The 25,323-nt window shown below is 60.4% G+C and carries 25 protein-coding genes; 14 read left to right on the top strand and 11 right to left on the bottom strand.

The window, feature by feature from the left end:
- Positions 1 to 112: 112 nt before the first annotated feature.
- The 4 genes from HFO71_RS04395 to HFO71_RS04380 form a co-directional block, all read right to left on the bottom strand.
- Complete coding sequence (locus HFO71_RS04395; RefSeq protein WP_011652465.1) at positions 113 to 364, bottom strand: hypothetical protein; 252 nt, start codon at positions 362 to 364, stop codon at positions 113 to 115.
- A gap of 76 nt (positions 365 to 440) precedes the next feature.
- Positions 441 to 818 carry a response regulator gene (locus HFO71_RS04390; RefSeq protein ID WP_025395010.1) on the bottom strand — a complete coding sequence of 126 codons (378 nt, stop codon included), beginning with the start codon at positions 816 to 818 and terminating at the stop codon, positions 441 to 443.
- A gap of 206 nt (positions 819 to 1,024) precedes the next feature.
- The gene (locus HFO71_RS04385; RefSeq protein ID WP_206987897.1) at positions 1,025 to 2,785 is read right to left on the bottom strand and encodes a phospholipase D-like domain-containing protein; all 1,761 of its coding nucleotides are present in this window, start codon (positions 2,783 to 2,785) and stop codon (positions 1,025 to 1,027) included.
- Positions 2,786 to 3,035: 250 nt separating this feature from the next.
- A complete protein-coding gene (locus HFO71_RS04380; RefSeq protein ID WP_132609906.1) occupies positions 3,036 to 3,824 on the bottom strand; it encodes a DUF899 domain-containing protein in 789 nt (262 codons plus the stop codon).
- A gap of 210 nt (positions 3,825 to 4,034) precedes the next feature.
- On the opposite strand from HFO71_RS04380, the gene HFO71_RS04375 reads away from it, so the two are divergent.
- Both HFO71_RS04375 and HFO71_RS04370 read left to right on the top strand, forming a co-directional pair.
- On the top strand, positions 4,035 to 4,682 hold the full coding sequence (locus HFO71_RS04375) for an ankyrin repeat domain-containing protein (RefSeq protein ID WP_206987895.1): 648 nt from the start codon (positions 4,035 to 4,037) through the stop codon (positions 4,680 to 4,682).
- A gap of 95 nt (positions 4,683 to 4,777) precedes the next feature.
- Positions 4,778 to 5,269 (top strand): YHS domain-containing (seleno)protein, encoded by a 492-nt coding sequence (locus HFO71_RS04370; RefSeq protein ID WP_025395014.1) that lies wholly within the window; start codon positions 4,778 to 4,780, stop codon positions 5,267 to 5,269.
- 19 nt (positions 5,270 to 5,288) lie between these two features.
- Here HFO71_RS04370 and HFO71_RS04365 read toward each other — a convergent pair whose 3' ends face one another.
- A complete protein-coding gene (locus HFO71_RS04365; RefSeq protein ID WP_221950622.1) occupies positions 5,289 to 7,505 on the bottom strand; it encodes an adenylate/guanylate cyclase domain-containing protein in 2,217 nt (738 codons plus the stop codon).
- Positions 7,506 to 7,737: 232 nt separating this feature from the next.
- On the opposite strand from HFO71_RS04365, the gene HFO71_RS04360 reads away from it, so the two are divergent.
- Together HFO71_RS04360 and HFO71_RS04355 are read left to right on the top strand one after the other, a co-directional pair.
- Positions 7,738 to 8,505, top strand: a complete 768-nt coding sequence (locus tag HFO71_RS04360; protein ID WP_221941416.1) for an adenylate/guanylate cyclase domain-containing protein — start codon at positions 7,738 to 7,740, stop codon at positions 8,503 to 8,505.
- A 166-nt stretch (positions 8,506 to 8,671) separates the two neighbouring features.
- A complete protein-coding gene (locus HFO71_RS04355; protein WP_168342915.1) occupies positions 8,672 to 9,124 on the top strand; it encodes a DUF805 domain-containing protein in 453 nt (150 codons plus the stop codon).
- Between the two features lie 96 nt (positions 9,125 to 9,220).
- Here HFO71_RS04355 and HFO71_RS04350 read toward each other — a convergent pair whose 3' ends face one another.
- The 4 genes from HFO71_RS04350 to HFO71_RS04335 all read right to left on the bottom strand — a co-directional run bounded on the left by HFO71_RS04350 (position 9,221) and on the right by HFO71_RS04335 (position 10,952).
- Positions 9,221 to 9,598 (bottom strand): hypothetical protein, encoded by a 378-nt coding sequence (locus HFO71_RS04350; protein ID WP_168342916.1) that lies wholly within the window; start codon positions 9,596 to 9,598, stop codon positions 9,221 to 9,223.
- Between the two features lie 136 nt (positions 9,599 to 9,734).
- Positions 9,735 to 9,959 carry a DUF982 domain-containing protein gene (locus HFO71_RS04345; RefSeq protein WP_064653080.1) on the bottom strand — a complete coding sequence of 75 codons (225 nt, stop codon included), beginning with the start codon at positions 9,957 to 9,959 and terminating at the stop codon, positions 9,735 to 9,737.
- A 240-nt stretch (positions 9,960 to 10,199) separates the two neighbouring features.
- Positions 10,200 to 10,541: a hypothetical protein gene (locus tag HFO71_RS04340; RefSeq protein ID WP_020050471.1), complete on the bottom strand. Its 342-nt coding sequence runs from the start codon at positions 10,539 to 10,541 to the stop codon at positions 10,200 to 10,202.
- Between the two features lie 243 nt (positions 10,542 to 10,784).
- Positions 10,785 to 10,952, bottom strand: a complete 168-nt coding sequence (locus HFO71_RS04335) for a hypothetical protein (protein WP_206987889.1) — start codon at positions 10,950 to 10,952, stop codon at positions 10,785 to 10,787.
- Here HFO71_RS04335 and HFO71_RS04330 point away from each other — a divergent pair.
- The 7 genes from HFO71_RS04330 (at position 10,952) to HFO71_RS04305 (ending at position 20,669) form a co-directional block, all read left to right on the top strand.
- Positions 10,952 to 11,413: a hypothetical protein gene (locus HFO71_RS04330; RefSeq protein WP_206987886.1), complete on the top strand. Its 462-nt coding sequence runs from the start codon at positions 10,952 to 10,954 to the stop codon at positions 11,411 to 11,413. The two genes, HFO71_RS04335 and HFO71_RS04330, sit on opposite strands and share 1 nt — an antisense overlap.
- Positions 11,414 to 11,450: 37 nt before the next feature.
- On the top strand, positions 11,451 to 11,762 hold the full coding sequence (locus HFO71_RS35715) for a hypothetical protein (RefSeq protein ID WP_244735360.1): 312 nt from the start codon (positions 11,451 to 11,453) through the stop codon (positions 11,760 to 11,762).
- 70 nt (positions 11,763 to 11,832) lie between these two features.
- Positions 11,833 to 11,976 carry a hypothetical protein gene (locus HFO71_RS35710; protein ID WP_244735359.1) on the top strand — a complete coding sequence of 48 codons (144 nt, stop codon included), beginning with the start codon at positions 11,833 to 11,835 and terminating at the stop codon, positions 11,974 to 11,976.
- 384 nt (positions 11,977 to 12,360) lie between these two features.
- Positions 12,361 to 15,390, top strand: a complete 3,030-nt coding sequence (gene uvrB / locus HFO71_RS04320) for an excinuclease ABC subunit UvrB (RefSeq protein WP_221987573.1) — start codon at positions 12,361 to 12,363, stop codon at positions 15,388 to 15,390.
- Positions 15,391 to 16,113: 723 nt separating this feature from the next.
- Positions 16,114 to 17,055 (top strand): hypothetical protein, encoded by a 942-nt coding sequence (locus HFO71_RS04315; protein WP_206987882.1) that lies wholly within the window; start codon positions 16,114 to 16,116, stop codon positions 17,053 to 17,055.
- Positions 17,056 to 17,120: 65 nt separating this feature from the next.
- Positions 17,121 to 17,507, top strand: coding sequence for a GNAT family N-acetyltransferase (locus HFO71_RS04310; protein ID WP_131642576.1), 387 nt, complete (start codon positions 17,121 to 17,123; stop codon positions 17,505 to 17,507).
- A 378-nt stretch (positions 17,508 to 17,885) separates the two neighbouring features.
- On the top strand, positions 17,886 to 20,669 hold the full coding sequence (locus HFO71_RS04305; RefSeq protein ID WP_206987879.1) for a cadherin domain-containing protein: 2,784 nt from the start codon (positions 17,886 to 17,888) through the stop codon (positions 20,667 to 20,669).
- Between the two features lie 85 nt (positions 20,670 to 20,754).
- Here the strand turns inward: HFO71_RS04305 and HFO71_RS04300 are convergent, their stop codons facing one another.
- Positions 20,755 to 21,066 carry a putative quinol monooxygenase gene (locus HFO71_RS04300; RefSeq protein ID WP_206987877.1) on the bottom strand — a complete coding sequence of 104 codons (312 nt, stop codon included), beginning with the start codon at positions 21,064 to 21,066 and terminating at the stop codon, positions 20,755 to 20,757.
- Between the two features lie 171 nt (positions 21,067 to 21,237).
- Between HFO71_RS04300 and HFO71_RS04295 the strand changes: the two genes are divergently transcribed.
- From HFO71_RS04295 to dusA, 3 genes are all read left to right on the top strand, one after another.
- Positions 21,238 to 21,705, top strand: a complete 468-nt coding sequence (locus tag HFO71_RS04295; RefSeq protein WP_206987875.1) for a DUF3828 domain-containing protein — start codon at positions 21,238 to 21,240, stop codon at positions 21,703 to 21,705.
- Positions 21,706 to 22,470: 765 nt separating this feature from the next.
- The gene (locus HFO71_RS04290; RefSeq protein WP_003540801.1) at positions 22,471 to 22,683 is read left to right on the top strand and encodes a cold-shock protein; all 213 of its coding nucleotides are present in this window, start codon (positions 22,471 to 22,473) and stop codon (positions 22,681 to 22,683) included.
- A gap of 183 nt (positions 22,684 to 22,866) precedes the next feature.
- Positions 22,867 to 23,868: a tRNA dihydrouridine(20/20a) synthase DusA gene (gene dusA, locus HFO71_RS04285; RefSeq protein WP_206987873.1), complete on the top strand. Its 1,002-nt coding sequence runs from the start codon at positions 22,867 to 22,869 to the stop codon at positions 23,866 to 23,868.
- Positions 23,869 to 23,905: 37 nt separating this feature from the next.
- On the opposite strand, the gene HFO71_RS04280 is transcribed toward dusA, so the two are convergent.
- A complete protein-coding gene (locus HFO71_RS04280; RefSeq protein ID WP_206987871.1) occupies positions 23,906 to 24,862 on the bottom strand; it encodes a S1C family serine protease in 957 nt (318 codons plus the stop codon).
- Positions 24,863 to 25,323 lie beyond the last annotated feature (461 nt).

The following is a 25,323-nucleotide window of genomic DNA, read 5'->3' as shown; positions in this document are numbered from 1 at the left end:
TACTGCAGCGCAACATTCAATTGCGAAGGACGAAGGCGAAAACGCACGCGCCGTCCGCCTCTCGCCGGACGGCTGCTCACCCCTTCGCTTTGGCGCTGAGGAACCGAAGTCCTCACTGCCAGAGGAAGTCCGGCCCCGTGCTCTGTGAGGTGAGCTTCAGCGTCCCGTCCGGCTGGACGACATAGGTCTCGAACACACGGTAACCGAAATCGCCAAGAAAGGTATTCTTGACCACCGTTCCCGGACGATAGGGCGAACGGAGAACCTTTCCACCATAGGTGAGGCTGCCGGGAAGAGGCTGCGGATCCCCTGCGCTGGCGCAGGCCGAGAGAGCGAAAAGAACGGCAAGGAGCGCGTGTTTCATCCAGACTTCTCCTCGGGCAGGCGCAGCGGCCTGAGCGACGTCGATTTCCTTCTTATAACACGCAGCCTGATGCTGTTCAGAACGCAACCTTGCTGCTGTCGAAGTCTTTGCGTCGGGCCTCCGCCCGCGAGAGCGCGCCGGCGATCCTCTCGTCGGTGAAGGGCTTGGAGATCACATCGAGCGCGCCTTCGATACCGTGGCCGACATTCTCGGGACTGCCGGTCACGAAGATGACGTCAACTCCATGGCGGTCGATCAGCCGACGCGCCAATTGTGCGCCGCTCAGCCCATCGGAGAGACTGAGATCGACGAGTGCGACATCGCTTCTTTGAGCGTGGGCGAGTGCCTGCTCCACCGTCGAAACCGGCCCGATGGTCTGGTGTCCGGCCTCTTGCGCAATACGCTCGAGTTCCAGAGCGATAAAATTCTCATCTTCGACGATCATCACCTTCATGGATAGCCTCCTCATAGACGGCCTGTCAGGCGCACTGCAGGTAGCGGCTACAACGCAACCGTCCCCGGAATGTTTCCACTTTGAGAAGAATATATTGGCGACCGACGGGCAGCGCCGCGTTATCGGTCCCGCTACCGGTCCTTGTGGAGGAACCAGCCGATGGCGAGGTCGCTCCGGCCTGTGCCGCAGCGGTCGTGACCGCGACATTACTCCGCCCGGGCAAACAACGCCCGATCCCGGGCGCGGATTGGGTCGGTCCAGTCGCGTTCGAACCAGGGCGTGCCGCCGGGCTGAGGCGGGCGTTTGAGTTCCAGCGGACGGGCCGGGCCGCCGCTCGCTCCGGAGGCGACGCGGAAGATGTAGTGGTCGTACATCCTCAGCGCCTCGATCATGTAGCTGGTCGCAACCGTCCGGTCGCGCACGAGGACGAGGTTTTCGCCGTTCTCGTCATCGGCGGGGTTCGAGAAATTGTAGGAGCCGAGATAGACGCGCGCCGTCGGCTTGTCGAAATCGAGCACGAGGAATTTATGGTGCATGCGCGTGCCGCGCTGGTTGCCGTCGACGCCTGACAGGCCTGAGGGTTCCGTCAGGAAGGGCGGCGGCACGTTGCCCGTCAAGGCGGCCGCTCGCACCACCCTGCGGCGATTGTCCGGCGTCAGCACGTTGAGGCCGAGATTGCCGGCGCGCACCTCGGCATCGGCGATGCCCATGACATGCATCTCGGGGCGTTCGAGCGCGCGGCCGAGCGCCGGACCGATCGCTCCCCTGGTCATCTGGCCGAGGAAAGCGAGCGAGAACAGCACGCTGGAATGGGCGGTATCGATATCGGCGCCGATCTCGTCGAGCCGGCCATTGGCATCGCTGTGCGGCGAGAAAGCGACCTTGGCGTCGACGCCGTCAAGGCCGAGATCGATCCAGCCGGCGGAACTTGGCGAGTCGCGGAAGTCTTGGGCGCGCTTGGCGGTGAAATAGCTCTCGAAGGCGGTGAAATAATCCTCGATCGCCTTGTCGCTATGGACGGCGAGGCTGTTGTTCGACTGTACATAGAGCCCGCGCCAGCTGAGATTGGTCGACCCGTAAAGCACGGTCGAGATGCCGCCGCCGCGGACTGCGATCGATTTCTGATGCTGCAGGTTGGCCATGTGCTGGCGCTTGACGTTGGCAGCACCCGCCGAGGCGATCAGCCGTTCCGCCGCCCTCGTCTCCGGCGAATTCGGGCGACCATGGCCCTTGGTGCGGTCGCTGTCATCGATGATGATCTTGAGCTTCGGCCCCAGCGCCTCCAGCCGGGTGACCACCTCGGGCAGGTTGAGATCATAGGCGATGACGCGCACCTCGGCGCCGGCAGCGTGCGCCCTGTCGAGCAGATCGAGCGTTTCGGCCCGCGCCTCGAAGCCCATCCAGGCGAGCGCCCGCGCGGCATCGGCATGCGTCGGCACGAAGTCCAGCCCCTCATCGCCAACAGGCGGCACCAGCGTGATGATCGTCGGCGCGTCGGGGGCAAAATTGCGCACGAAGGCCTGCGACGAGACGAAGCCGCGGGTGAAGGCGACGTTGAGCTTGCCGGGAATGGTCTCGCGCATCAGCGCCAGCTCCGCCTCCTGCGCCTCACCCGCCGTCAGCGCGCCCGCCGCATCCATGAACTTCGGCGTAACGCGATAGAGAAACTTGCCGGGCAGATCGGCATTGAAGGGAAAATGCACCCAGCGGAATTTCTGGATCGGCGCCTCTGTCGTGCGGATGCCGTCGTCTGGAACCGGCTGGCCGGGAAAGCCGATACGGTTGCGCACGTTCTTGAAGAAGTCAGCACCCGGCTCGCGATACTGGATGGCGAAACCGACGAAATCGATCGGCGGCCGGCCATTCTTCCAATCCATGCCGAGCAGCACCATGCCGTCACCGCGATGGATGGTCAGCGCAAAAGGCGCAGCCGCATTCCTGCCGGTCACACGAAAATCCGTATCCATGCCCGCCTCCCCTGGAAATCGGGCGAAATCTAGCATGGTTCCGTGACAGTAAGGAGATATGTCGCTGAAATTCTGCGCGCAGAAGGTGCAGGGAGGCGAAGCTACGGCGCAAGCGCGTTCTGGGACACTGCCGCGTCGCCCAGCCGTCAATCATTGACCCGATTGTCGACGACCGCCAGTTCGCCAGACTTTCAGACGGACCGCCGTACCCTCCTGCCCCGGCGGGACGGAGGATGCGGCCGGACCGAACCTACGGTTTCTCGTTTGCGCTCTCGGCCCTGAACGCCGCCTCGCCGGCGTCGGAGACCTCGACCCATTTCTTGTCGGGCTCGGCGTCCGGCACGTAGCTGTCGTGCCAGTTCCACCACTTGTAGGTCGGGGTCTGCGGATAGCCCTCGGGCGAATCCTCCCAGACTTCCTGGCGGCCGAGCGGCGTGATGTCGAGGTAGTTCCAGGTGCCGCCCATCTGCTCGTCGCCGCGGTTGTTGATGAAATAGGTGCGGAAGATGCGCTCGCCGTCGCGGTAGAAGACATTGGTGCCGTGCCACTCGTCGACGCCGAAGTCCTTGTCGAAGCTGTCGGTGATCGTGACCCACGGCATCGTCCAGCCCATCCGCGCCTTCAGCCGCGCAATGTCGGCCTGCGGCGCGCGGGAGGCGAAGACCAGCGTCGTGTCGCGGGCGTTGAGATGGGCGACATGGGCAACCTGATCGGCCACCATCGAGCAGCCGCGGCAGGCATGCTCGGGCCAGCCGAACACGCCGGGCTCATAGAAGGCGCGGTAGAGGATGAGCTGGTGTCTGCCCTCGAACAGGTCGAGCAGGCTGACCTTGCCCTGAGGGCCCTCAAACGCATAGGCCTTCTCCACCGCCATCCACGGCATGCGCCGGCGCTCGGCGGCCAGCGCGTCGCGGGCACGCGTCTCAGCCTTCTCCTTCACGAGCAGTTGCGCGCGGGCCGCTTCCCAGGCTTGCGGCGACACGACCGGCGGTTTGTGCATGGGTTGTCCGCTTTTTCCATTCTCGGCTGAAGCAGTCATGGCTTTCAATCTCCTCATTGGGGCGATTTCGCGGGGCTTGGAAGCCCCGTTCATCGCGCATTGGTCTGAGATAGTTTCGCATCGGAAATCGAACAGGGGGAGTAACAAGTGTGACCGTATTCCCTGAAACTGCCGGTCGCAGCCGTAGCGCGCAAGTGGGGTTGGCCGGAAGCGTGTCCATTAGCGCAATCTTGTTTACGAATTGCACACGTGCTAAAACGCAACAAAACGGCGCATACGAACCCTGATCAAACCGAGATCGTGCCCGTGAATATTTTTATCGCGACTGTTGCTACGCTTGTCATTGGCGTCCTGCCGGCATGGGCAGGTCCTTTGCATCAGGCGGCCAAGGACGGCGATATCGCCCGCGTCATACAGTTGCTGGACCAGGGCTCCGATCTGTCGGAGCTCGATGAGGCGGGCGAGCCGGCGTTGATTATCGCGTCATTGGCGGGCCATGCCGATGTCGTCGTTCTTTTGCTGGATCGCGGCGCCGACATCGAAATTCGCAACAAGGGTGGGCTGACGGCGCTGCATGCAGCAGCCTATGCAGGAAATCTGGAGGTGGTGAAACGGCTTGTCGCCGAGGGAGCTGATGTCAACGACAGGAAGAATTTCTATCAGATGTCGCCGCTGCACGGCGCCGCCGAAGAGGGCCGCACCGAGGTGGTCGCTTTTCTGCTGACGAAGAGCGCGGATGTCGAAGCGACGGAAAGAAACGGGTACACGCCTCTCACTCAAGCCGGGTGGCGGGCGCATTGGGACACGGCCAAATTACTCATGGAAGCCGGTGCTGTTTGCCAGAAAGCCGAACTTGTGAGCGAACCGCTCTACAAGGAATGCACCAAACGGCAATAGCATTTCGCTTCAGGTACAGACCGCGTCCGGGAACGGAGCTTGTTATGTCTTATCATGTGCAAAAATACGGCCATGTGCGAAAATCCGGAAAGCGAATGGGCGTGGCTGTTGGCGCTGCGGTGATGCTGCTTTCCTTTCTTCAGCCTGCGGGGGCCGAGGAACTCGTCAATACCGGCTATTTCGGCGATGTCGCGATCAAGGGCTACGACCCGGTCGCCTATTTCACTGAAAACCAGGCCGTCGAAGGATCCGAGACATATTCCCACCACTGGCTTGGCGCGACTTGGTATTTCGCCAGCGCTAGAAATCGCGATCTCTTCAAGGGCGATCCGTCCAAATATGCGCCGCAATATGGCGGCTATTGCGCCGATGGCGTGTCTTTCGGGACGGTGACCACCAATATCGATCCGAAAGCCTGGCGGATCATCGATGGCAAACTGTACCTGAGCTATGATCCCGGGGCAGCCGAAGGCATGGAGAAAAACCCGACCAAGGTGACCGACTCGAAGAAGCATTGGTCCGAAGTTCAGCAGACGCTGATTTCGGAGAAGATGCACACCGTCTGGCAGCAACCGGATGCGAAATGAAGCCGCAACGCCCGACCCGTCAGGGTGTGGGTGAAAAGAACGTCAAGGCGCGCGGCGTGACGTGGATGTATGGCCTGTCGCGCTGTTCACCTGACGTGTTGCGGTAAATATATCCGCACACCATCCGGTCGAGAAAATAGCCGTCGAATTTTTCGCAGAGACTGTCGCCTCGCACCTCGACGATACCGGTGATGTTGGTATTCGCGCTGCGATAGGCAGTGTTTCCAGCCCTGTCGAAATATTGGGTGAAATCCGTGCCGTTCTTGTGCTTGCCGGTCCAGCTCTTGCCATCGACAAGATTGCGCAGGTCTGCCTCGCCGAGCCTGTCGGCTGGGTTGCCTGTAAAACCGAAAGGCCATTCGGGAATGCCGGCCTTTCGCAATGCGGCCAGATGGCGCTGCAGATCGCCGTCCCGCCAGTAATCATAGAGATAGCCGTAATAGGTGAGATTGCTTTCGGGGAAGAGCTCCAGCAGCTTTGCCGTCTCCGCTGCAGCTTTCGTTTCATTGCCCTGGTCGGCATAGGCGGCCGCCAGGTATTCGCGTGCCGGCTCGACCTTCGGCAGGCTGTCGAGCGTCGGCTCTATCAGCGAGATCGCCCGCTGATCATCGCCCGCGGTATAAAAGACGATCCCCGCCAGCAGTTGAAAGCTCGACGCCGGCGAAGGGTCGAGCCGCAAAGCCTTTTCCATCTCCGTGATGGCCTGCCCGCTGCTTCCGGTGTGGACCAGGATGAGAGCGAGGTTGGCGGCGGCCTCCGCATCGTTCGGCTCCATCGCAACCGCCATGTTGGCGGAGTTTTTGGCCTCCGTCTCGCGTCCATCCACCCATTGCAGCAGGGCAAGCACCGTGTGAGCCCTGGCATTATTGGGATCGAGCTTGAGGGCCTGACCGGCAGCGTCATAGGCGATCTTGCGGGCGACGGCGGCCGACCAGAGGTAATTATAGTCGTTGCGCCAGACATCGACGGCCACGCGCGCGATTCCCGCATGAGCATTGGCAAAGCCCGGATCGAGATCGATCGCTTTCTGGTAGAAGGACAGCGTCCGACGATAGGTGTCGACATCCCTGAGAATGAAGCCCTCCTGCTCGGCCCGCATGTAATAATCGTATGCTTCGAGGTTTTCGGTCGGGATTCGGGCCAGTTGGTCGCGCTCGCGCGCGCTGAGTTTGACCGACAGGGCCGAGATGATCTTGCCGATCACATCGTCCTGCACCGCAAAGAGGTCGGCATACTGGCGGTCGTAGCGCTCGGCCCAGAGCGACAGGCCGGTGACCGCATCGATCAGTTTGACATTGATCCGCAGCCGCGGCCCGGCCCGCTGCAGGGTCCCTTCGAGCACATATTTGACGCCGAGTTCGGCGGCCACATCCTGGATCTTGCCGACGGAGTCCCGGATGGCGAAGACCGAGTGGCGGGCGATGACGAAGAGACCCGATACTTTGGACAACTCGGTGATCAGATCGTCCGTCAACCCCTCTGCGAGATGGTCGTGCTCGGTGTCGCCGCTGACATTGATGAAGGGCAGAACCGCGACAGAGGGCCTGTCCGGCAGAGGATAGGCGAAACGTTCGCCGAGCCCCGGTGGTTTTGCCGGCATCCATGGCTGCCACCAGAGTGCTGCGCCCGCGAGAGCGAGGATAACGGCCGCTGCTACGCCCGCAACCAGGTGGCGTCTCGGCAGGCGCCTGCGGGTCTTGAGGGTTTTGCCGGCGGCAGTCGGGTCAAGCAGGACGCGGTAGACCCGGATCGGTTCGGTGATGCTCTTCAATCGCTGTTCGCCGAGCGAAGCAAAACCGACCGGGACTTTCGATTTCACCTGGTCGTATGTCGTGCCCGATATGGCGATGCCGCCCGGTTCGGCCAGCGCCTGTATTCGATCGGCGATATTGACGCCGTCGCCCTGGATGTCTTCGCCCTCGACGATGATATCGCCGAGATTGATGCCGATCCGGAACTCGAGCCGATGCTCCGGCAGCGCCGCGGCACTCTGCGTGGCTTTCAGCTGCTGGACCTCCACCGCGCAGCGCAAGGCATCGACGACACTCTGAAATTCGACCAGCAGACCATCGCCCATGGTTTTGACCAGCCGGCCATGGTGACGCGTGATCGCCGGCTCGAAGACATCGTTCTGGTCCGCCTGAAAACGCGCACGGGTGCCCTCTTCGTCGATCTGGCTCAATCGACTGTAACCGACGACATCAGCGATCAGGATTGCTGCAAGACGGCGCTCCATCCCCGGTCTTTCCTGGAGAGCGAATGTATTACTAACAATATTCTACAGTAGGTCCCACTGCGATGCTATCGCCGGACCGCGCGATATTCAACTTAGTGGCGACGTGTCCCAGAAGAATGGGGCCTGGACGAAATAGTTCGAGCCATCGTCACCCTCGACGGTCGGCAGAGTTGCCAAAAGCAGGCAAGTATCGGAAGCTCATTTTTTGCTATCAGGCGATGGATTGCGAGATATGACGACAGCCTCCTCTACGGAGCCAACCAGGCACGGCAGCGCCCGGATCTGCCGCGGCTGCTGGGACCAGATGCACATGCCGATCCCGATCGGCGGCCCGCTCGCCTTACCCTTCCGCGCCTTAGGCATCACCCGCAGCAAGATGAATCCCGATATCTGCACGATCTGCGAACGCTCCTTCCAATATGTCAAGAAGCAGCGCCAGATCACCGTCGACGCCACCATCCTGTTTGCCGATATCAGGGGCTTCACGGATCTGTCGGAGCGCATCGAAGCGGTGCAACTGAGCGAGATCGTCAGCCTGTTCCAGGATCGCTGCGCGCAGGCGATCTGGGCGCATGACGGCATCGTCAACAAGCAGATGGGCGACGGCCTGATGGCTATCTTCAACTTCCCGATCGTCCGAAAGGATCACGCCGGCGCCGCTATCCTGGCCGCGCAGGAGATCCAGCAAAACTGCGCCACAGCGCTGAACGGTCTGGCGCTCGAGGCATTGCCCGGCCGCACCCTCGGCGTCGGCGTCGGCATCCATTCCGGTGAGGTCCAGATCGGCGAATTCTCAAGCTTTCGCAGCGATTTCACCGCCATCGGCGGCGTCGTCAATCAGGCCGCAAGGCTGGAATCCCAGGCCGCCGCCGGCGAGATCCTGATCTCGGCCGAAACGGCGGCGAAGGCTGCTGATCTCGCCGCAGGCGCCGAAACTCGCATGCTTGTGCTCAAGGGCATCGAGCAGCCGGTGCAGGCACGGGTGCTGGCCAAGCGCTAAGCTGCCAACTGCGCTGCCAACCTCTTCCAAGCGTCTATACGGCCCTCAACGTGGCAGCCGCTGTTTCTCACGCTTTGATTGCCGAACGCATCAAATTGCAAGCCAGTTAATCTTCCGGAAACGACCATTGCTTATCTCTATACCATTCAAATCGTTGGGGTATCTCATGGGTAGTTTTTCTCTCTTTCACTGGCTGGTCGTCTTGATCCCGCTAACAGTGCCGTTGTTCTTCATTTTCAGAAAACCACCCGCCGGGCCGAACCGCTTCGGCGGCCTGCCGCAGGCAATGGGTTTCGGCCAAGCGATCAGCAGCTACTTCAAGAAATATGTGGATTTCACCGGCAGAGCCAGCCGATCGGAATTCTGGTTTTCGGCGGCCTTTGTCGCTCTCGTCAGCATCGCTTTGTACCTTGTCGATCGAACCGCAACATTGAACTGGATCTGGGCGCTGGCGACGTTTCTTCCCTCAATCGCCATGGCCGCTCGGCGTTTTCACGACATCAACCGAAGCGGATGGCACCAGCTTCTTGGGATTCTGTTCCCCATTGGAACGATTGCCGTCATCGTGTGGTATTGCAGAGCGCCGTCCGTGGATGACTCCAGGGCGTCCGTCTTTTGAAAATAGTGTACGGCGAGCGTGGGAATGGTTCTCACGGTTTGAGCAGGGCCACGTCCGGAAGGTGATCGCGAGGCTGCCAGGCGCCTCGTCTCTCTCTCAGTATTTCATCTTACGCAATTCAGGAAAATCATAGTAACGCAGCCGTTCGTCGTGGCAGCGATGGTCGTTCTTTTTCAGGTACAATATCATGTTGTGTTGCAAGCCCAGGCCGATATAGGACCAGTTCGGGTTGGCACGTTCCGTCGTGCGTGTGCAATAAGCATATATCTGCTTTTCCGGATTAAGCAGAACCACGCTGGAAATCTCGGCCTTTACGAAGTTCCCCGGTTTAATGGTTCCCCGCAGAGCGTCGACATTCTCGCGTCGAACTGCGCTGGAAGGCGGCTGCTGGGAATCTAAAACGGACTGCGGCGCCGGAGTCTGGCAGCCAGCCAGTGCCAGCAGGACAGCGCAAACAAGGAATTTGATTTTCATTCAGATGAATCTCCAAAGAATCAGAGCGCCGTAACGTGGCGTATTTCCTACAAACACAGCGGGAATAATATTTGCAATACATGAAAAGAACATGTTGACGCCGCGTGACGCGTGGATATAGCCGGCGTCGCTCCAGCTATACCGCAGGGTTCAAGGCGGAGGCTTCTGCGCCGTCTTCATCATCATTGATCGTAACGCCGGCTTCCAGCGCGGCCAGGATGAAAGCCTGCCGCACCGTCTCGGCCGGCATCCGCCCGGCAAGCCAGGCGCGGCAGAAATCGATCGCTCTCTGCTGGTGGACGCCGCCATTGACTGGCCAGTCGGAGACGAGTGCATAAAGCGCATCCTGCGGTGAGCGCAGAACCAGCCGCTCGCCGGTATCAAGGTCGATCGAGATGGGGGTTTCCCAGAAGGCAGAATGGTCGCTAATGGCAGTTGCACCTGAAGCTTAAGTCACAGGAAACTAACTGCGGAGGGCCGATTTCGGTTCCGATACGGGGGTGCGGACAATCGCTGCGGGCGCCGAATAGATATTGAAAGCGGGATCGCCGGCCAATGCTCACTTTTGGTCGGCCCGATTTCGATGGTTGCCGCCCGGCTGTCAGCCGGGCAGCTTGCAGCCCTTGCTCATTCCAGCGGACTGCATGGCCGAAACCTTCCCTTTGGACGCGGCAATTTCGCCTTCCTTGTCTCCCCCGGCGACGCTGCCGATGGGGACGCCGACGAGGAAGACACCGAAAGCATCGCCGTTCGCTGCGCTGATCTGCTGCTTGGACAGGTCGTCGAGCTTGGCCTTCTCTTTCTTATGTTCCACTGCGAGCGCCTCGCAACTGAGGTTCGTATAGGCAGCCATCGGAATATCGACCTGGACGATGGCGTCAGGACGTTTGGCGCAGCCGGCCACTGCCGCGGCCACCGCGAATGCAATGATTATCTTGTTCATGAAAAGTCCCCAATTCCCGCAGCAGCTTTAACATCGCCGCGCGCATTGCGGGAGGCTGCCCAGCCTTCAACCACAGACTTTTATTTGTGGGCCGGCACTTCCGAAGCGGGTTCCACTTCCGGTAATCTGCGACGCGTCAGCACTCTGAGCCTGAATTGACACCTTCGCATTCCGCCTGAATATCTCTCGATCATGCTTAACGACATATGGCGATGCGGTTGATTTCAGGGGGGCAGACGTGGATCAGGTGGTTGGGGCGGCCACTAAACGGAACTCTCTGGAGCGATTTCCGATCGTTTCTGTTGCCCGCGGCCCGACGTTACGCGGCTCGAGATTAAGTACGTCAAAATATTTATTTTGCTTCAAAACCACGCCGGAGAGAATACTCGGCAAATATTGTTCGGATTTCATTGCTTGCCTTCGCTTTGGTCACCGCGTTCTTTTTGGGTGAACACTCGTCTGGCCCATATAGGCCGAACTATGCATTTGCGGAGCCAAACTATCTGAATTTTTATCTTTGGAGCAATGGTGAAGGCAAATTCAAATTTCGGGATATTCTGAAAGGTAGTGCCTATAAATTCGATAGGGTCTGTGTCTCCGGCGAAGGCGGAGTCCCGCCATATGAGGTGCGTGAGGGGAAAGCGAAACTGGTCTCCGGCGTCGAGCTGGATGATGCGTTGAGCATGAGTTATGTCAGCGTATACCTCGTTGGAGCAGGATCTTATTCGGTGATGAACTTCGATCCCTTGGATTTTGAGATCGAATGGCCATTCAGCGCTTGCCAATCTCTTGACGGAATGAGTCTAGATATTTCTACCAAAAGCGGAATTACAGGTAAGATAGCTACTTACAAGATAGGTTACGAAAATTGATAATCTGCGGTTTGAGTTTTTCACAGGGACAGCCTTCATGCCCTATGGCCGGCGATTAATTTTCGGCTTTGCTTTTGCCTTGACGACGCTCTCAAGCGGCGCAACTTGCGCGCAAACGTTTGACGACTTGCACGATTTCAAATTGGGTAGCTCGTTTGCAGATGCCCAGCGGAATGCGAGCGAAAAAGGATGGAAATTGAAGGAGCATTCTTCCTTCCATCCCGATCTTTCTTCTTTCCTTCCCGGTCAATGGGTCGTGGAAGGGTCGAATCTCGGTCTTTTCGTATGCGACGACAAAATCGCCTCCTCCAACAGCACCGCGATGGCGGAGTTGATGACTTCACATTGATCGTGCTAGGCTTTCGAGTAAAATATGGCGAGCCGGCAACGACCATTGTGACATTCCCGATTGGGGCGACATGGAAATCGAATATCGACGCCAGATTCGCTTCACCTCGGGGGAAAGCGTCAACGTGCAGCTCATCAGTACTGCCGGAAAACTCGGCATTCATCTCAACTTCTTCAATGCGAATATGAGTTGCTCGACGGAAACCATGCCTTGAGACTGCACGACCGCTATTGGCGGGGAAGCAAGGCGCTGCCACATACCTCTTCTCCCCAGCGGGGAGAAGTGCCGGAGCGATAGCGAGGCGATGAGGGGGTGAGCGGCAGGCCGCGAATGTCCTGAGCGCAAGCGAAGGGCAATAATGAATGGCGTGCCGTGCGGCCCCCTCATCCGACCCTTTGCTCCCTCTTCTCCCCGCTGGGGAGAAGAGGGAGCAAGCCGCGACCTCCGTTATCCCATAGATAGCGTTTCTCACAGCTTCCTAGCTTGGCGCGCTGCCCGCCCGTGCCCAAAACTATTCACACTTTCGAACGCACAGTTCGTTTCCCTTTTGTACTCTTTCCCTCTTCACTTTCGCGCTGACTCTCTCCATATTCCCGCCATGGCCAAATCTCCGAAGAAATCCACCGCCCCGAATGGCTTCGAGGAAGCCCCTCAATCGTCTTTTGAGGGAGCCCCCCTCTCAGGCTCGGTTGCCGATTGGGTGAAGCAGCTGGAGGCCGATGCCGAAGCCTCGGGCGTTGAGACCCAGCGCCAGATCGCCTCCAAGGCCGGCAAACATCGGAAGAAGGTGGAAATCGCCGCCAGGACGAAAACCAGCGACGGCGGCGTCAGCGCGTCGAAATCGGCGCGCGGCACCTCAATGGGCGGCTCGACCGACCCGAAGACGCGCGCGGCCGCCGGCCTCAATCCCGTCTCCGGCATGGATACGACGCTGGAAGAAGCCTCGTCGCTGCAGGCCGGCACCGCCGTCACCGCCACGGTCGAGGCGCTGTCGGCACTGATCGAGAGCGGCAATCCGCTGCACAAGAACGGCAAGATCTGGACGCCGCACCGCCCTGCCCGACCCGACAAATCCGAAGGCGGCATCGCCATCCGCATGCAGTCGGATTACGAGCCGGCCGGCGATCAGCCCACAGCCATCCGCGATCTCGTCGAGGGGCTGGAGAATGGCGACCGCAGCCAGGTGCTGCTCGGCGTCACCGGCTCCGGCAAGACCTTCACCATGGCCAAGGTGATCGAGGCGACGCAGCGCCCGGCCGTCATCCTGGCGCCGAACAAGACGCTGGCCGCCCAGCTCTATTCCGAATTCAAGAATTTCTTCCCCGACAATGCCGTGGAATATTTCGTTTCCTACTACGATTATTACCAGCCCGAAGCCTATGTGCCGCGCTCCGACACCTATATCGAGAAGGAATCCTCAATCAACGAGCAGATCGACCGCATGCGCCACTCGGCGACGCGCTCGCTACTCGAACGCGACGACTGCATCATCGTCGCCTCGGTCTCCTGCATCTATGGTATCGGCTCGGTCGAGACCTATACGGCGATGACCTTCCAGATGTCGGTCGGCGACCGGCTCGACCAGCGCCAGCTGCTGGCCGACCTCGTCGCCCAGCAATATAAGCGCCGCGACATGGATTTCACCCGCGGATCCTTCCGGGTGCGCGGCGATACGATCGAGCTCTTCCCCGCCCACTTGGAAGATGCTGCCTGGCGCATCTCGATGTTCGGCGACGAGATCGACGCCATCACCGAATTCGACCCGCTCACCGGCCAGAAGGTCGGCGATCTGAAATCGGTGAAGATCTACGCCAATTCGCACTATGTCACCCCGCGCCCGACGCTGAACGGCGCCATCAAGTCGATCAAGGAGGAGCTCAGGCTTCGCCTGGCCGAGCTGGAAAAGGCCGGCCGCCTGCTGGAAGCCCAGCGCCTGGAGCAGCGCACCCGCTACGATATCGAAATGCTCGAAGCCACCGGCTCCTGCCAGGGCATCGAGAACTATTCGCGTTATCTCACCGGCCGCGACCCCGGCGATCCGCCGCCGACGCTGTTCGAATATATCCCCGACAACGCCCTCGTCTTCATTGACGAAAGCCATGTCACCGTGCCGCAGATCGGCGGCATGTATCGGGGCGACTTCAGGCGCAAGGCGACGCTGGCCGAATACGGCTTCCGCCTGCCCTCCTGCATGGACAACCGGCCGCTGCGCTTCGAGGAATGGGACGCCATGCGCCCCGATACCATCGCCGTCTCGGCCACCCCCGGGGGCTGGGAGATGGAACAATCAGGCGGCGTCTTCGCCGAACAGGTGATCCGCCCGACCGGCCTGATCGACCCGCCGGTCGAGGTCCGCTCGGCCCGCAGCCAGGTCGACGATGTGCTCGGTGAGATCCGCGAGACATCCGCCAAGGGCTACCGCACCCTCTGCACCGTGCTGACCAAGCGCATGGCCGAAGACCTGACCGAATATCTGCATGAGCAGGGCGTGCGCGTCCGCTACATGCACTCCGACATCGACACGCTGGAGCGTATCGAAATCCTCCGCGATCTCCGCCTCGGCGCCTTCGACGTGCTGGTCGGCATCAACCTTTTGCGCGAAGGCCTCGACATTCCCGAATGCGGCTTCGTCGCCATCCTCGACGCCGACAAGGAAGGCTTCCTGCGCTCCGAGACCTCGCTGATCCAGACGATCGGCCGCGCCGCGCGTAACGTCGACGGCAAGGTCATCCTCTATGCCGACCAGGTCACCGGCTCGATGAAGCGGGCGATGGAGGAAACCAGCCGCCGCCGCGAAAAGCAGATGGTCTATAACCAGGAACACGGCATTACCCCTGAATCGGTGAAAGCCAGGATCTCCGACATCCTCGACTCCGTCTACGAACGCGACCACGTCCGCGCCGATATCTCAGGCGTCTCGGGCAAGGGCTTCGCCGATGGCGGCAACCTCGTCGGCAACAACCTGCAGACCCACCTCAACGCGCTCGAAAAGAGCATGCGCGACGCCGCCGCCGACCTCGACTTCGAAAAAGCCGCCCGCCTCCGAGACGAAATCAAACGCCTCAAGGCTGCCGAGCTGGCAGTCATGGACGACCCGATGGCGCGCGAAGAGTCGAAGGCGATGGAAGGCGTCAGACGGAACGCCAAAGCGACCCGCGAGTCCCTTCCTCCAGCCGGGGGTCCGGAGGACGGGTCGAGACAAGCGGCTCGACCCCGGTCGGTGCCCGGCAGGGCGGATGAGGGGGCCACACCCTCCTACTTCGCCAAACCCTCGATCGACGACATGGGCCCAGGCACCGACACCACCACCCCCCTCTTCCGCAAACCCGCTCTGGATGAGATGGGCCGCGACATTGCCGAGCCCACAAAGAAGACCCTCTTCCGCAAGAACGACCTCGACGAAATGACGGTCGGCCGGACGGAAAAGCCGGTCAGCGGAGCGCTGCCGGAAAAGCCTGAGGCCGCCAAGGGCACGAAGCGGTTTTCACCGTTGCTGGAAGGCCAGCCGGAACGCGATGACGTGAGGCCGGTCGTGCGCGGCAAGACGGGTGTGGGAAGTTATGAGGACCCCGGCGAGCAGAAGCGCAAGGGGCGGACGAAGGGGAAGACTGGGCGGCCGGGGCGGTGAGCCGCGAACACAGGGGGATTTTCACGCACCTCAATTGGAAATTGCTCTACTACAGCAATATCGATAGAGTTGCACACTAAAAGCACGCGTGGGATTGGATGAAGTGAACAGCTTAGCGGAGTCGGAGGGTCTGCCAAAGACCTCAACACAGTGGCCCCTTGCTGCGGCCCCACCGTATTATTGAACGACTTGCGGTATGTCTGGCCCGCCACGTTCGGCCGCTTTGCTCTCGAGGCCCACAATCCAGGCATCACCTGGGAATAGGACCGGAAGATGGCTGAATGCCTGGGAACGCCACTGCGGAAAATATGCGGGCACGTTTAGATTGTATCGGGACGCTCGCCAGGGCCTACCACGCCAACCAAAGCACCGCCTGCATGAGGGAAGAAGCCGCCCCCATGCCAGAACTTTGCATCCCCCTTCCCCTCCGACGAACTCAACGCCTCTGGGCCGCCGCCTGGGGCGCCCTGCCCCGCGCGACTTCTCCTCCATTCTGCCCCGCAGCCTCGCCCGCCGCCCTCTCCCGGCCGAAGCGCCTCATCCGTCATTGATCGGCAACAGCTTTGCCCTAGCTTCTGCTGGCGGCCAGCCGCCGCGGCGGCTTAGGGGGATGACATGCATGAACGAACGCCTGAAACGCGCGGCGTGAATCCCGTTCGCCCCAACGCGCTTCGGTCCGCGGCCGTGCGGTTGCCGCCTCTTTCGCCGGCGGCGGTGCCCAGCATGCGGATCATCAGTCTTTCAGCCTGCCTCGCCTTGATCCTGACGCCGGCGGCAGCTTATGCGGACACGACACATCAGGGAAACGCCGACATGTTCAAGACCCTTCTCTCGAAAATAGGCCTCCGCTCCCAAGCGCAGCCCATCTCTACCACACCGCCCGAAACGCTGGCGCAGCTGCGCGACGCCATTGCCGCGCGCCTGCGCAGCGAGCCCGAGGTCGAGGAGGTTACGATCGACCCCGGCGATCCTGCTACTCTCCGCGTGCGGCTTGCCAATGGCGGACGCGAAGCCGTGGTGGGGACGGTCGATGTCACCAACGTCGACGGCAGGCTTTATACGCTCCGCAACGATCTGGACCGCGAGGCCGCCATCGAAAATCTCGTGCAGAGCGTTCTCGTCACGGTCCGCAGGCCGGAGCTCGACCTGCAGCATGTCTTCGCGAATATTCGCTTCCGGCAGCCTGGGAATGACCAGGATGCGGCAACATCTCTGGCGGAGAAACTTGCCGGCGACGTGGCGATCGTGTTGCAACTGGACACGCCGCAGAGCCTGGTCGGGATCTCACGCGCCGATCTCGGCGAACGCTCCGTCGCCGAGATCCGCAAGGCGGCGCAGAGGAATATTCTGCGGGAAATGTCGAAGCTCGGGGAAGAACGGGTCAACGATCACATGATCGCCTACCGGATCGAAGATAACCCGCCGCTGACGCCGGCCATCGTCCTGACGGATGAATTCTGGGCTATGGTGGACAAGAATTTCCCGGATGGCGCCTTCCTGATCCTGCGCCAGCGCGACGAGGTCGCCGTGATCGACCGAAAAGCGCCCTCCGCGCTGATCACGGCCCGGCAGCTGATCGACATGGCGAAACACCGCGGCGTCGACTTTCTCTCCGACAGGATTTTCGAAAGACGAGACGGCCGGCTCGTCGCCGTGACGGAATGAGCCTGCAACGTCGCCCGCCCTTGATCCGGAAGACCTCCATGCCCGCTGAAGGAAGGGAACCCCCCATGCTGGAACTGCGCATCGACCCCTTCCCCTCCGCCGCCGAACTGAACGCGCTCTTTTCCGCCGCCTGGGGCAGCCCGCACAACCGCGATTTCACCGCGGTTCTGTCCCGCAGCCTCGCCCATATCGGCGCCTATCAGGACGACCGGCTTGTCGGCTTCATCAACGTCGCCTGGGATGGTGGCATCCATGCCTTCATCCTCGATACATCGGTCCATCCCGACATGCGAAGGCAAGGGATTGCGACGCGACTGGTAAAGGAGGCGACACGGGTTGCGCGGGAGCGTGGCGCAGAGTGGCTGCATGTCGATTTCGAGCCGCACCTGACCGGCTTCTACCGCGCCTGCGGCTTCAAACCCACGGAAGCAGGCCTGATCAAGCTGATGTGAAGCCTCGCGCGAGAAGCGGAGCAAGTCGAAGCCAGCACCAACCTGCGATAGTGAGGCGGATGATCGCACGGCGTGGCGCCAGCGAAGACCTCGCTGAAAACACAATTTTCGCGAGAGCTTCCCACCCGAAAATGAAAGATAATACTATTTACGAGACCAAAGCATGACTTTGAGTTCTCAAATTAAAATTCCTTTCCCCAGTATTTCATCCTTAGTTTTTCATTAAAAAAGCAATGAAAAGACACAATTTTGCATTGAAAGCTTAATCGAGGATTGGCATAGATCCCCGAGGGGTTGTCGTCCGCTGAGCAATAAAACAGTTCTTTCGGGGATGTCTCATATTGCCGAGTACAAAGCATCTTTTGGGGAAAGATATATATGGCCTTGAATATTCTGGACACGAACGGCGCCACAGTTACCAAGACCGGCGCTGAGTTCGAAGCTTACGATGTTATCCGCTACTCCGCCGCTAATCCTCTCTCCGCCGTCGCCCTCACCGTCTCAGATTCCAGCGTGGCAGACCTCGCCGACGAGTTGGGCTCGGTTTCCGCGAGCGTCAGGGGCTCGAGCGGCCCCAATACGATCACGACGGGCGCCGGCAACGACACCGTAGTGAGTGGTGGTGGCGCAGACACGCTGAGCGGCGGCGGCGGTAACGACTTGCTCAATGGTGAAGCAGGCAATGACACGCTGAATGGCGGCGATGGCAATGACGAGATTTACGGCGGCGTCGGCAATGACGTCCTCAAGGGCGGCGCGGGTAATGACACGATTAGCGACGGAGATTATTTTTCCGATGTCGCTGAAACCTTCAATGTCGATGCCGGCGATGGCAACGACAAAGTGATTTTGTTCACCGGCTCGTTCGCCAAGATATCGGGAACGATAGACGGCGGGGCCGGCACCGACACGCTGCAAGCCAATGATCTGACAGGCCTGACGATCAAGAACGTCGAGATTCTCCAGCCTGCGACATCCAGCGTGACCGCATCGACGGCACAATTCGAATCCTTCGATAAAATCATCGGTACCGGCTCCGATTCTTCCGTGCAGCTGGTCTTGACAGACGGCGCCCATGTCGATCTTTCCGACGAGTTGGCAGGCAAGCTAAACTACATCTTTGGCGGCCCTAACGTTTCCGGCATCGACGTCACGACCGGGAGCGCTCGCGACCTTCTCACCGGAACTGCCGGCAACGACATCTTCGACGCCGGCGACGGTAACGACTACATCAACGGCAATGGTGGAAATGACCGGTTGATCGGTGGCAAGGGCGACGACGTAATCGTCGATGGTGATGTTTCGAGTCTTTCATCAGAAGTCTTCAACATCGATGCCGGCGACGGAAACGATATCGTAACCCTCCAGACACAGTCTCAGGGGCTTTCCGGCACGATCGATGGCGGTACTGGCATTGATACACTGCGCGTATCCAGGCTAGCCGGGCTGACGATCAAGAATTTCGAAATTCTTGAAACGAATGAGTATGGCTTTACCGGTTCATCCGCGCAGTTAGAAAGCTTTGACAAAATCTCGGGAACGAAGGACGCTTTCGGCTCCTCCATCGCCATATTGAGATTGACGGACAAGGCCCATGTCGATCTTTCCGACGAGCTTGGAAACAGTCGGGCTAGTATATTTGGCACGGTCTCCGGTATTGACGTCAAGACTGGCGCCGGTGACGACATATTTACGGGAACCGACGGCAACGATATTTTCGATGGTAGCGGCGGCAACGACACGATCAACGGCAATGCCGGCAACGACAAATTGACCGGCGGCGATGGCTACGATCAGATCTTCGGCGGCGTCGGAAATGACGTCATCAAAGGCGGCGCGGGCGACGATAAAATCACCGATGGCGATAATATGTCCACCACCCCTGAGGCCTTCGATATTGATGCCGGCGATGGCAATGATGCCATCAACTTGCAGTCACACTCTTCCGCGCTTTCCGGAGTAATCGATGGCGGCGCCGGCACGGACACGTTGCAGGTCATCAAACCTACATTAGGCCCTGGGCAGGAATCCATCGGGCTTGCCGGTTTCACGATCAAGAACGTCGAAATCCTCGAAACGGCAGGAGCCGAGGTTCTCGCTTCGGCCGCCCAGTTCGAAAGCTTCGACAAGATCGTCAAATACGACAAGCCGGGCTACGAGAATGATGTCCTGGCGCTGACATTGACGGACAGCGCCCATGCCGACCTCTCCGACGAACTGGCAAACCGCCACGTCGACATCTTCGGCACCGCCTTCGGCATCGACGTCAAGACCGGCGGCGGCGACGACTACTTCTTCGGGACAGACGGCAACGACAGGTTCGAAGGCGGCGCCGGCAACGACGCGCTGTTTGGCGGCGCGGGCATCGACACGGCAGTCTTCTCAGTCAATTTCGCCAATTACTCATTCGCGACGAACAATGGCGATCACATCCTGACGAGTGCTGGGGAAGGTACGGATACGCTGACAGACGTCGAATTTGCGCGCTTTGCCGACGGCCTCTACGATTTCGCCAAGGGCACCTTCACGCCCGACGCCAATGCAGCACCGACCAACATCCAGCTCTCGAAAACCTCTCTCTCCGAGAGCACCCCGATTTGGACCACGGTCGGCCTGCTCAGCGCCAAGGACGCCGATGGTGACAAGCTCACTTACACGCTGCTCGACGGCGCCAGCGATCACTTCCGGATCAACGGCAACCGCATCGTCACCTCCAAGGCTCTGGATTACGAGACGGCCAAGTCGCACACGATTAAGGTCGCCGTCTCCGACGGCAAGGTCTCGGTCGAAAAGGACATCACGATCAACGTCCTCGACGTCAACGAAGCCCCTGCCAACAAGGCGCCGACCAATCTCGCTTTCTCGCGCAGTTCGGTCTCCGAAAATGTCGCGATCGGCACCTCGGTCGGCCTGCTCACGGCACGCGATCCGGAAGGCGGCGCGGTAAAATGGCGGCTGACGGACGATGCCGACGGCATCTTCAAACTCGTCGGCAACAAGATCCAGACCAAGGCGGCGATCGACTACGAAAGCACCCACAGCCTGACCTTCACTGCCGAAGCCTATGACGCGGCCGGAAACGTCACCAGCCACGATTTCACGCTCGCCGTGAAGGACGTCTTCGAGCCGTCGTTTGCGGTGTCGCATGAGGCATTGATCTAGCCGCGACAGAATTGCCGGGCACCGAGGTGGGACTTGCAGTCGTGCAAGCCCCACCGATGGGTGGCCGCGCGAAATCAGGCACCCATCAGTCAAACCGCTCGTCGATATGCTCCACCTCAGCGGAAATCACATTGTCGATAACGACATGCGACAGCAGCGTCGGGCCGACGGCCCATAACTCGCGCATGTGGTCCGTATCCTCGTGCCGGCGATGCGCTTCCTCGTCGGTGAAGGCCTCTGCCAGCAGGATCTTGTCGGGATGCTCGGGCATCGGCACCAGCTCGATATAGAGACAATCCGGGTCGAGCCGGCTCTGTTCGAGATGGTTCTGCGCCGCTGCCAGATAGGCATGGCGTTTTCCAGGCTTGGTCATAAAAAATCCGACGATGCATTTCATCTCACCCTCCCCGGCTTGATTTGGAAGTCTCGCCCGGGCGCCTGTCACAAGCAAGTGCGGAGCCTTCATAAGCAGCGATGGCCGAGCCAAACCCTGATACCCCTCCAAAAATGCCGCTCCACCTCAGCGCCTGCTTCCGCTATGATTCACCGCTCATCGAGGAGAGCCCGCATGCGCCTGCCCACATTCATCCTCGCCTTTGCTGTCTCGGCGCTCGCAGCCTTGCCCGCATCGGCGCAGACCTACAAGACGCCGAAGGCGCTGCTCAAGGCGCTCTACAGCTACGAGACCGACAACAGCGACGCCGAGGCACCCTCGCCCTATTCGACTTTCTTCTCCGACCACCTGAACGAACTCCTCCAGACCGATCTCGACAACACACCGGAAGGCGATGTCGGCGCGATCGACTTCGATCCCGTGATCGCGGGTCAGGACGGCGCCGCCAGCGACGTCAGGATCGGCCAACCGATCCTGCTGGATGACAAAGCCGAGGTGGAGGTGGAGTTCGAAAACGGCGAAGAGGTGACGCTCTTCTACACCCTGGTACGCGAACACGGCGGCTGGAAGGTCGACGACATTGCGAACCAGAAGGGGGATAATCCGTGGAGCCTGAGCGCGTTGCTGGGTGATGCGCGGTAGGTGGGCGGCCGTTGGGGTCTCGCCTGCGACGTGGATTGAGCGGACAATTGCACTAGCTGTAGAATAAAAAGCCGCAGGCGCCAAAGAGAGCCCTCATGGTGAGGAGGCCCAAGGGGCCGTCTCGAACCACGAGGGCGGGCGTGGAAGCTCCTCCCACCTGCATTCCACAAAGCCCCCCTATGCAAATCGAAGGTTATGGCGCCGGTGGCCGCCCCCGTCCTTCGAGGCTTCGCCCTGCGGGCTACGCACCTCAGGATGAGGGCGGAGCAAAGACGGCGCGAGGAACACTGGAGAGCAGACTCTGCGATCCTCTTCACCATAAGGGCTGATCGGTTTGCCTGCCGCCCGGCCGCCCGCGAACACATCCCTGTCCGGCTATCGAATCCGCCCGTCATCCCATTTCGGCACGGAATCCCGATATGGCACAGGCACGCAAGAATCCGTTAACCCATCGTCAAGTATCTGAATCTTCGGCATTTCCCGGTATCGATGCGGGCATGCCACAATAATCCCGCTTGCTTTTTGCCCGAAATGCTGGCACGAATTGACTTACTCGGGCATTTGCATGCCGGTGACTGGACTGATGTGGTAATCCCTTCCGTTTGGAAGGCGGCGCGGGACTACCCGCCTACGTAGACGTTCTTTCCCCGTACGTGACTTCTCCGACTGACCCTTCGTCCCAATCGATCGGGGCGAAAGCTAAAGCCGTCCGCTTCCTCTCGGGGGCGCGGATACTACACAGACTAAGGGAAAAGGACGATCCCAATGGCCACCAAGGGCACCGTAAAATTCTTCAACCAGGACAAGGGTTTTGGTTTCATCACGCCGGACGGCGGCGCAAAGGACGTTTTCGTCCATATCTCTGCGCTGCAGGCTTCTGGCATCCAGTCGCTGCGCGAAGGCCAGCAGGTTACTTTCGACACCGAGCCGGATCGCATGGGCAAGGGCCCGAAGGCTGTCAACATCTCGGCTTCGTAAGTCAGACTTCCGCTCACGCGGCATGAACGGCGCTCCGCAAGGGGCGCCGTTTCTGTTTGTGGTGATCGGTGGTCATTTGTCGATCGCATTGGCAAGTGTTATATGCGCGCTTGATGGATGCCCGCCCCATACGGCGGTGACGGTGCCGTGCTTGCACCGGTAACAAGGAATAATGGAACGTCGATGACGCAGAAGAGGCCGATTTTTGCGGTCGCCCCGATGATCGACTGGACGGATCGGCATTGCCGCTATTTCCACCGGCAGATCAGCCGCGAGGCGCTGCTCTATACCGAGATGGTGGTGGCCGATGCGATCATCCACGGCCCGCGCGACCGGCTGCTCGGTCATGACGCCGCCGAGCATCCGCTGGCGCTGCAGCTCGGTGGATCGGACCCGGCAAAGCTTGCCGAGGCGGTGAAAATCGCCGAACCCCACGGTTATGACGAGATCAACCTCAATGTCGGCTGCCCTTCCGATCGCGTGCAGTCGGGCACCTTCGGCGCCTGCCTGATGCTGACGCCGGAGACGGTGGCCGAATGCATCGCGGCGATGAAAAGGGTTGCAACCGTGCCGGTGACGGTGAAATGCCGGATCGGCGTCGACGAGCAGGAACCGGAACGGGCGCTGCCCGAGCTGATCACCCGCGTTCTAGACGCCGGCGCCGACGCGATCTGGGTCCATGCGCGCAAGGCCTGGCTGAAGGGCCTGAGCCCCAAAGAAAACCGCGAGATCCCGCCGCTCGACTACGAGATCGTCTATCGGATGAAGCAGCGCTGGCCCGACGTCTTCATCGGTATCAACGGCGGCATTCGCACGCTCGACGAAGCCGCCGTCCATCTCGACCATGTCGATGGCGTCATGCTCGGCCGCGCCGCGTATCAGAATGCGGCGATCCTAGCCGACATCGACCAGCGCTTCTTCGGCGCGCCTGCAAGCGAGCCGGACTGGGAGGCCCTGCGTGACCGGATGATGGCCTATGCCGAACGCCACATCATGAGCGGCGGCCGGCTGCAGCACGTGGCCCGCCATATGGTCGGCCTCTTTACAGGCCTGCCCGGCGCAAGGCGCTACCGCCAGATCCTCTCCACCGATGCCGCGAAAAACGGCGCTGGGCCGGAGGTGCTGGCGGCAGCCTTTGCGGCGGTGGATTTTTCGGGGACCGAGCAGGAAGCGGTCAGCGCCTGACGTAAGTGACGTCTCGTCATGGCGTCGAAGTGCGGCGTCATGACCGCGCCGTCGGCAGCAAGATCTTCTTCTCGATCCGGCCCGCCACCGAAAATACCAAAATCTCCGTATCCCTGCCGATCCTGCTGCCATCCATCAATCGGACGATATCATCGACACCGCCGACCGGGCTGCCGTCGATGGCGAGGATATAATCGCCCTCCTGCAGCCCTCCCTTCGCCGCCGGCCCATCGGCTTCGACGCGGCGGATGCGCACGGAAGTCGTCTGCACCGTGCCCGCCGCAAGGGCCACCCGGCGCGGCAGCACGATCGTATTGCCTGATATGCCGATGAAGGCACGCCTGACCTGCCCATAGCGGAGAATTTCCGAAACCACGAAATTGGCCGTATTCGACGCGACGGCGAAGGCGATGCTCTGCGCACCCTGGATGACGGCGGTGTTGACGCCAATGACCTCCCCGCCCGAAGACACCAGCGGCCCGCCCGAGTTGCCGGGATTGAGCGCCGCATCGGTCTGGATCACATCCTCCATCAGCCGGCCGCTGGCCGCCCGCATCGACCGGCCGAGCGCCGAGACGATGCCGGCGGTAACCGTCCATTCGAAGCCGAGCGGGTTTCCGATCGCGATCGCGATATGGCCCCTGCGCAGGCGCTGGGAATCTCCGAGCTTCGCCCAGGCGCCGGTGCCTGTATTGGCGCGAATGAGGGCGATGTCGGTATCCACATCCCGGCCGAGCACGCGGCCCTCGGTAACGAAGCCGTCAGGCGTGGTGATGCAGACGACCTTGGCGTCATCGACGACATGGTTGTTGGTGATGATCAGGCCGTCAGGCGAGACGGCGAAGCCAGACCCGTGCCCCTGCCGACCGCCCACCCTCTCGATCCGGCTGACCGCCGGCCCGACGATGTCGATTGCGGCTGCGATCGATTGCGAATAGGCATCGATCAGCGCCCCATCATTCTGAGGCGCTATGTCCTTATCCATGTAACCCATTATTTGATCCTCAGGCGGCAATAACGGCCGTCCCGCCGCCGGCAAAGCCGTCGCGGTTGCGACGGTCCGCCATGGCGCTGTTGTATGAGGATTAGATGGTTGGGCGATGAACCGCGTTCAAGTGAGCGCCGGCAGCGACATGCACGCGGCGGCAGAACGGGAATACACCTACCCCGGACAGATATATTGAACTACCCGGACGGATATATTGAACGAATATCAAAAAAATGGCTCATTACAGACGTTCGCCGCGCCCCTGACGGACTAGCCTGAGGTGGCCAACAGCCGAGATACCGTGGATTAAAAGAATGTTCGCAGTGCAAAGCAGCCATGCGAAATGGGCGGGTTCACACCCATCCTCGCGGAAACATACAAACTTCTGTCATGTCAACAGAATAGAAAGAAGCATTCAATAAGCACATCAACATGTTCGGGTTGATCAGGCGCGACCTTCTTGCCCC

The sequence above is a fragment of the Rhizobium laguerreae genome, assembly GCF_019778565.1.
In the GTDB taxonomy this organism is placed as follows: Bacteria; Pseudomonadota; Alphaproteobacteria; order Rhizobiales; family Rhizobiaceae; genus Rhizobium; species Rhizobium laguerreae.
This window is presented reverse-complemented; position numbering and strand designations above follow the sequence as displayed.

Bases quoted from the DNA above. Each gene is read 5' to 3' on its own strand.
- HFO71_RS04395 (WP_011652465.1), bottom strand. From the start codon at position 364: ATGAAACACGCGCTCCTTGCCGTTCTTTTCGCTCTCTCGGCCTGCGCC.
- HFO71_RS04390 (WP_025395010.1), bottom strand. From the start codon at position 818: ATGAAGGTGATGATCGTCGAAGATGAGAATTTTATCGCTCTGGAACTC.
- HFO71_RS04385 (WP_206987897.1), bottom strand. From the start codon at position 2,785: ATGGATACGGATTTTCGTGTGACCGGCAGGAATGCGGCTGCGCCTTTT.
- HFO71_RS04380 (WP_132609906.1), bottom strand. From the start codon at position 3,824: ATGACTGCTTCAGCCGAGAATGGAAAAAGCGGACAACCCATGCACAAA.
- HFO71_RS04370 (WP_025395014.1), top strand. From the start codon at position 4,778: ATGGGCGTGGCTGTTGGCGCTGCGGTGATGCTGCTTTCCTTTCTTCAG.
- HFO71_RS04365 (WP_221950622.1), bottom strand. From the start codon at position 7,505: ATGGAGCGCCGTCTTGCAGCAATCCTGATCGCTGATGTCGTCGGTTAC.
- HFO71_RS04360 (WP_221941416.1), top strand. From the start codon at position 7,738: ATGACGACAGCCTCCTCTACGGAGCCAACCAGGCACGGCAGCGCCCGG.
- HFO71_RS04355 (WP_168342915.1), top strand. From the start codon at position 8,672: ATGGGTAGTTTTTCTCTCTTTCACTGGCTGGTCGTCTTGATCCCGCTA.
- HFO71_RS04350 (WP_168342916.1), bottom strand. From the start codon at position 9,598: ATGAAAATCAAATTCCTTGTTTGCGCTGTCCTGCTGGCACTGGCTGGC.
- HFO71_RS04340 (WP_020050471.1), bottom strand. From the start codon at position 10,541: ATGAACAAGATAATCATTGCATTCGCGGTGGCCGCGGCAGTGGCCGGC.
- HFO71_RS04335 (WP_206987889.1), bottom strand. From the start codon at position 10,952: ATGAAATCCGAACAATATTTGCCGAGTATTCTCTCCGGCGTGGTTTTG.
- HFO71_RS35715 (WP_244735360.1), top strand. From the start codon at position 11,451: ATGCCCTATGGCCGGCGATTAATTTTCGGCTTTGCTTTTGCCTTGACG.
- HFO71_RS35710 (WP_244735359.1), top strand. From the start codon at position 11,833: ATGGAAATCGAATATCGACGCCAGATTCGCTTCACCTCGGGGGAAAGC.
- uvrB (WP_221987573.1), top strand. From the start codon at position 12,361: ATGGCCAAATCTCCGAAGAAATCCACCGCCCCGAATGGCTTCGAGGAA.
- HFO71_RS04315 (WP_206987882.1), top strand. From the start codon at position 16,114: ATGCGGATCATCAGTCTTTCAGCCTGCCTCGCCTTGATCCTGACGCCG.
- HFO71_RS04310 (WP_131642576.1), top strand. From the start codon at position 17,121: ATGCTGGAACTGCGCATCGACCCCTTCCCCTCCGCCGCCGAACTGAAC.
- HFO71_RS04305 (WP_206987879.1), top strand. From the start codon at position 17,886: ATGGCCTTGAATATTCTGGACACGAACGGCGCCACAGTTACCAAGACC.
- HFO71_RS04300 (WP_206987877.1), bottom strand. From the start codon at position 21,066: ATGAAATGCATCGTCGGATTTTTTATGACCAAGCCTGGAAAACGCCAT.
- HFO71_RS04295 (WP_206987875.1), top strand. From the start codon at position 21,238: ATGCGCCTGCCCACATTCATCCTCGCCTTTGCTGTCTCGGCGCTCGCA.
- HFO71_RS04290 (WP_003540801.1), top strand. From the start codon at position 22,471: ATGGCCACCAAGGGCACCGTAAAATTCTTCAACCAGGACAAGGGTTTT.
- dusA (WP_206987873.1), top strand. From the start codon at position 22,867: ATGACGCAGAAGAGGCCGATTTTTGCGGTCGCCCCGATGATCGACTGG.
- HFO71_RS04280 (WP_206987871.1), bottom strand. From the start codon at position 24,862: ATGGGTTACATGGATAAGGACATAGCGCCTCAGAATGATGGGGCGCTG.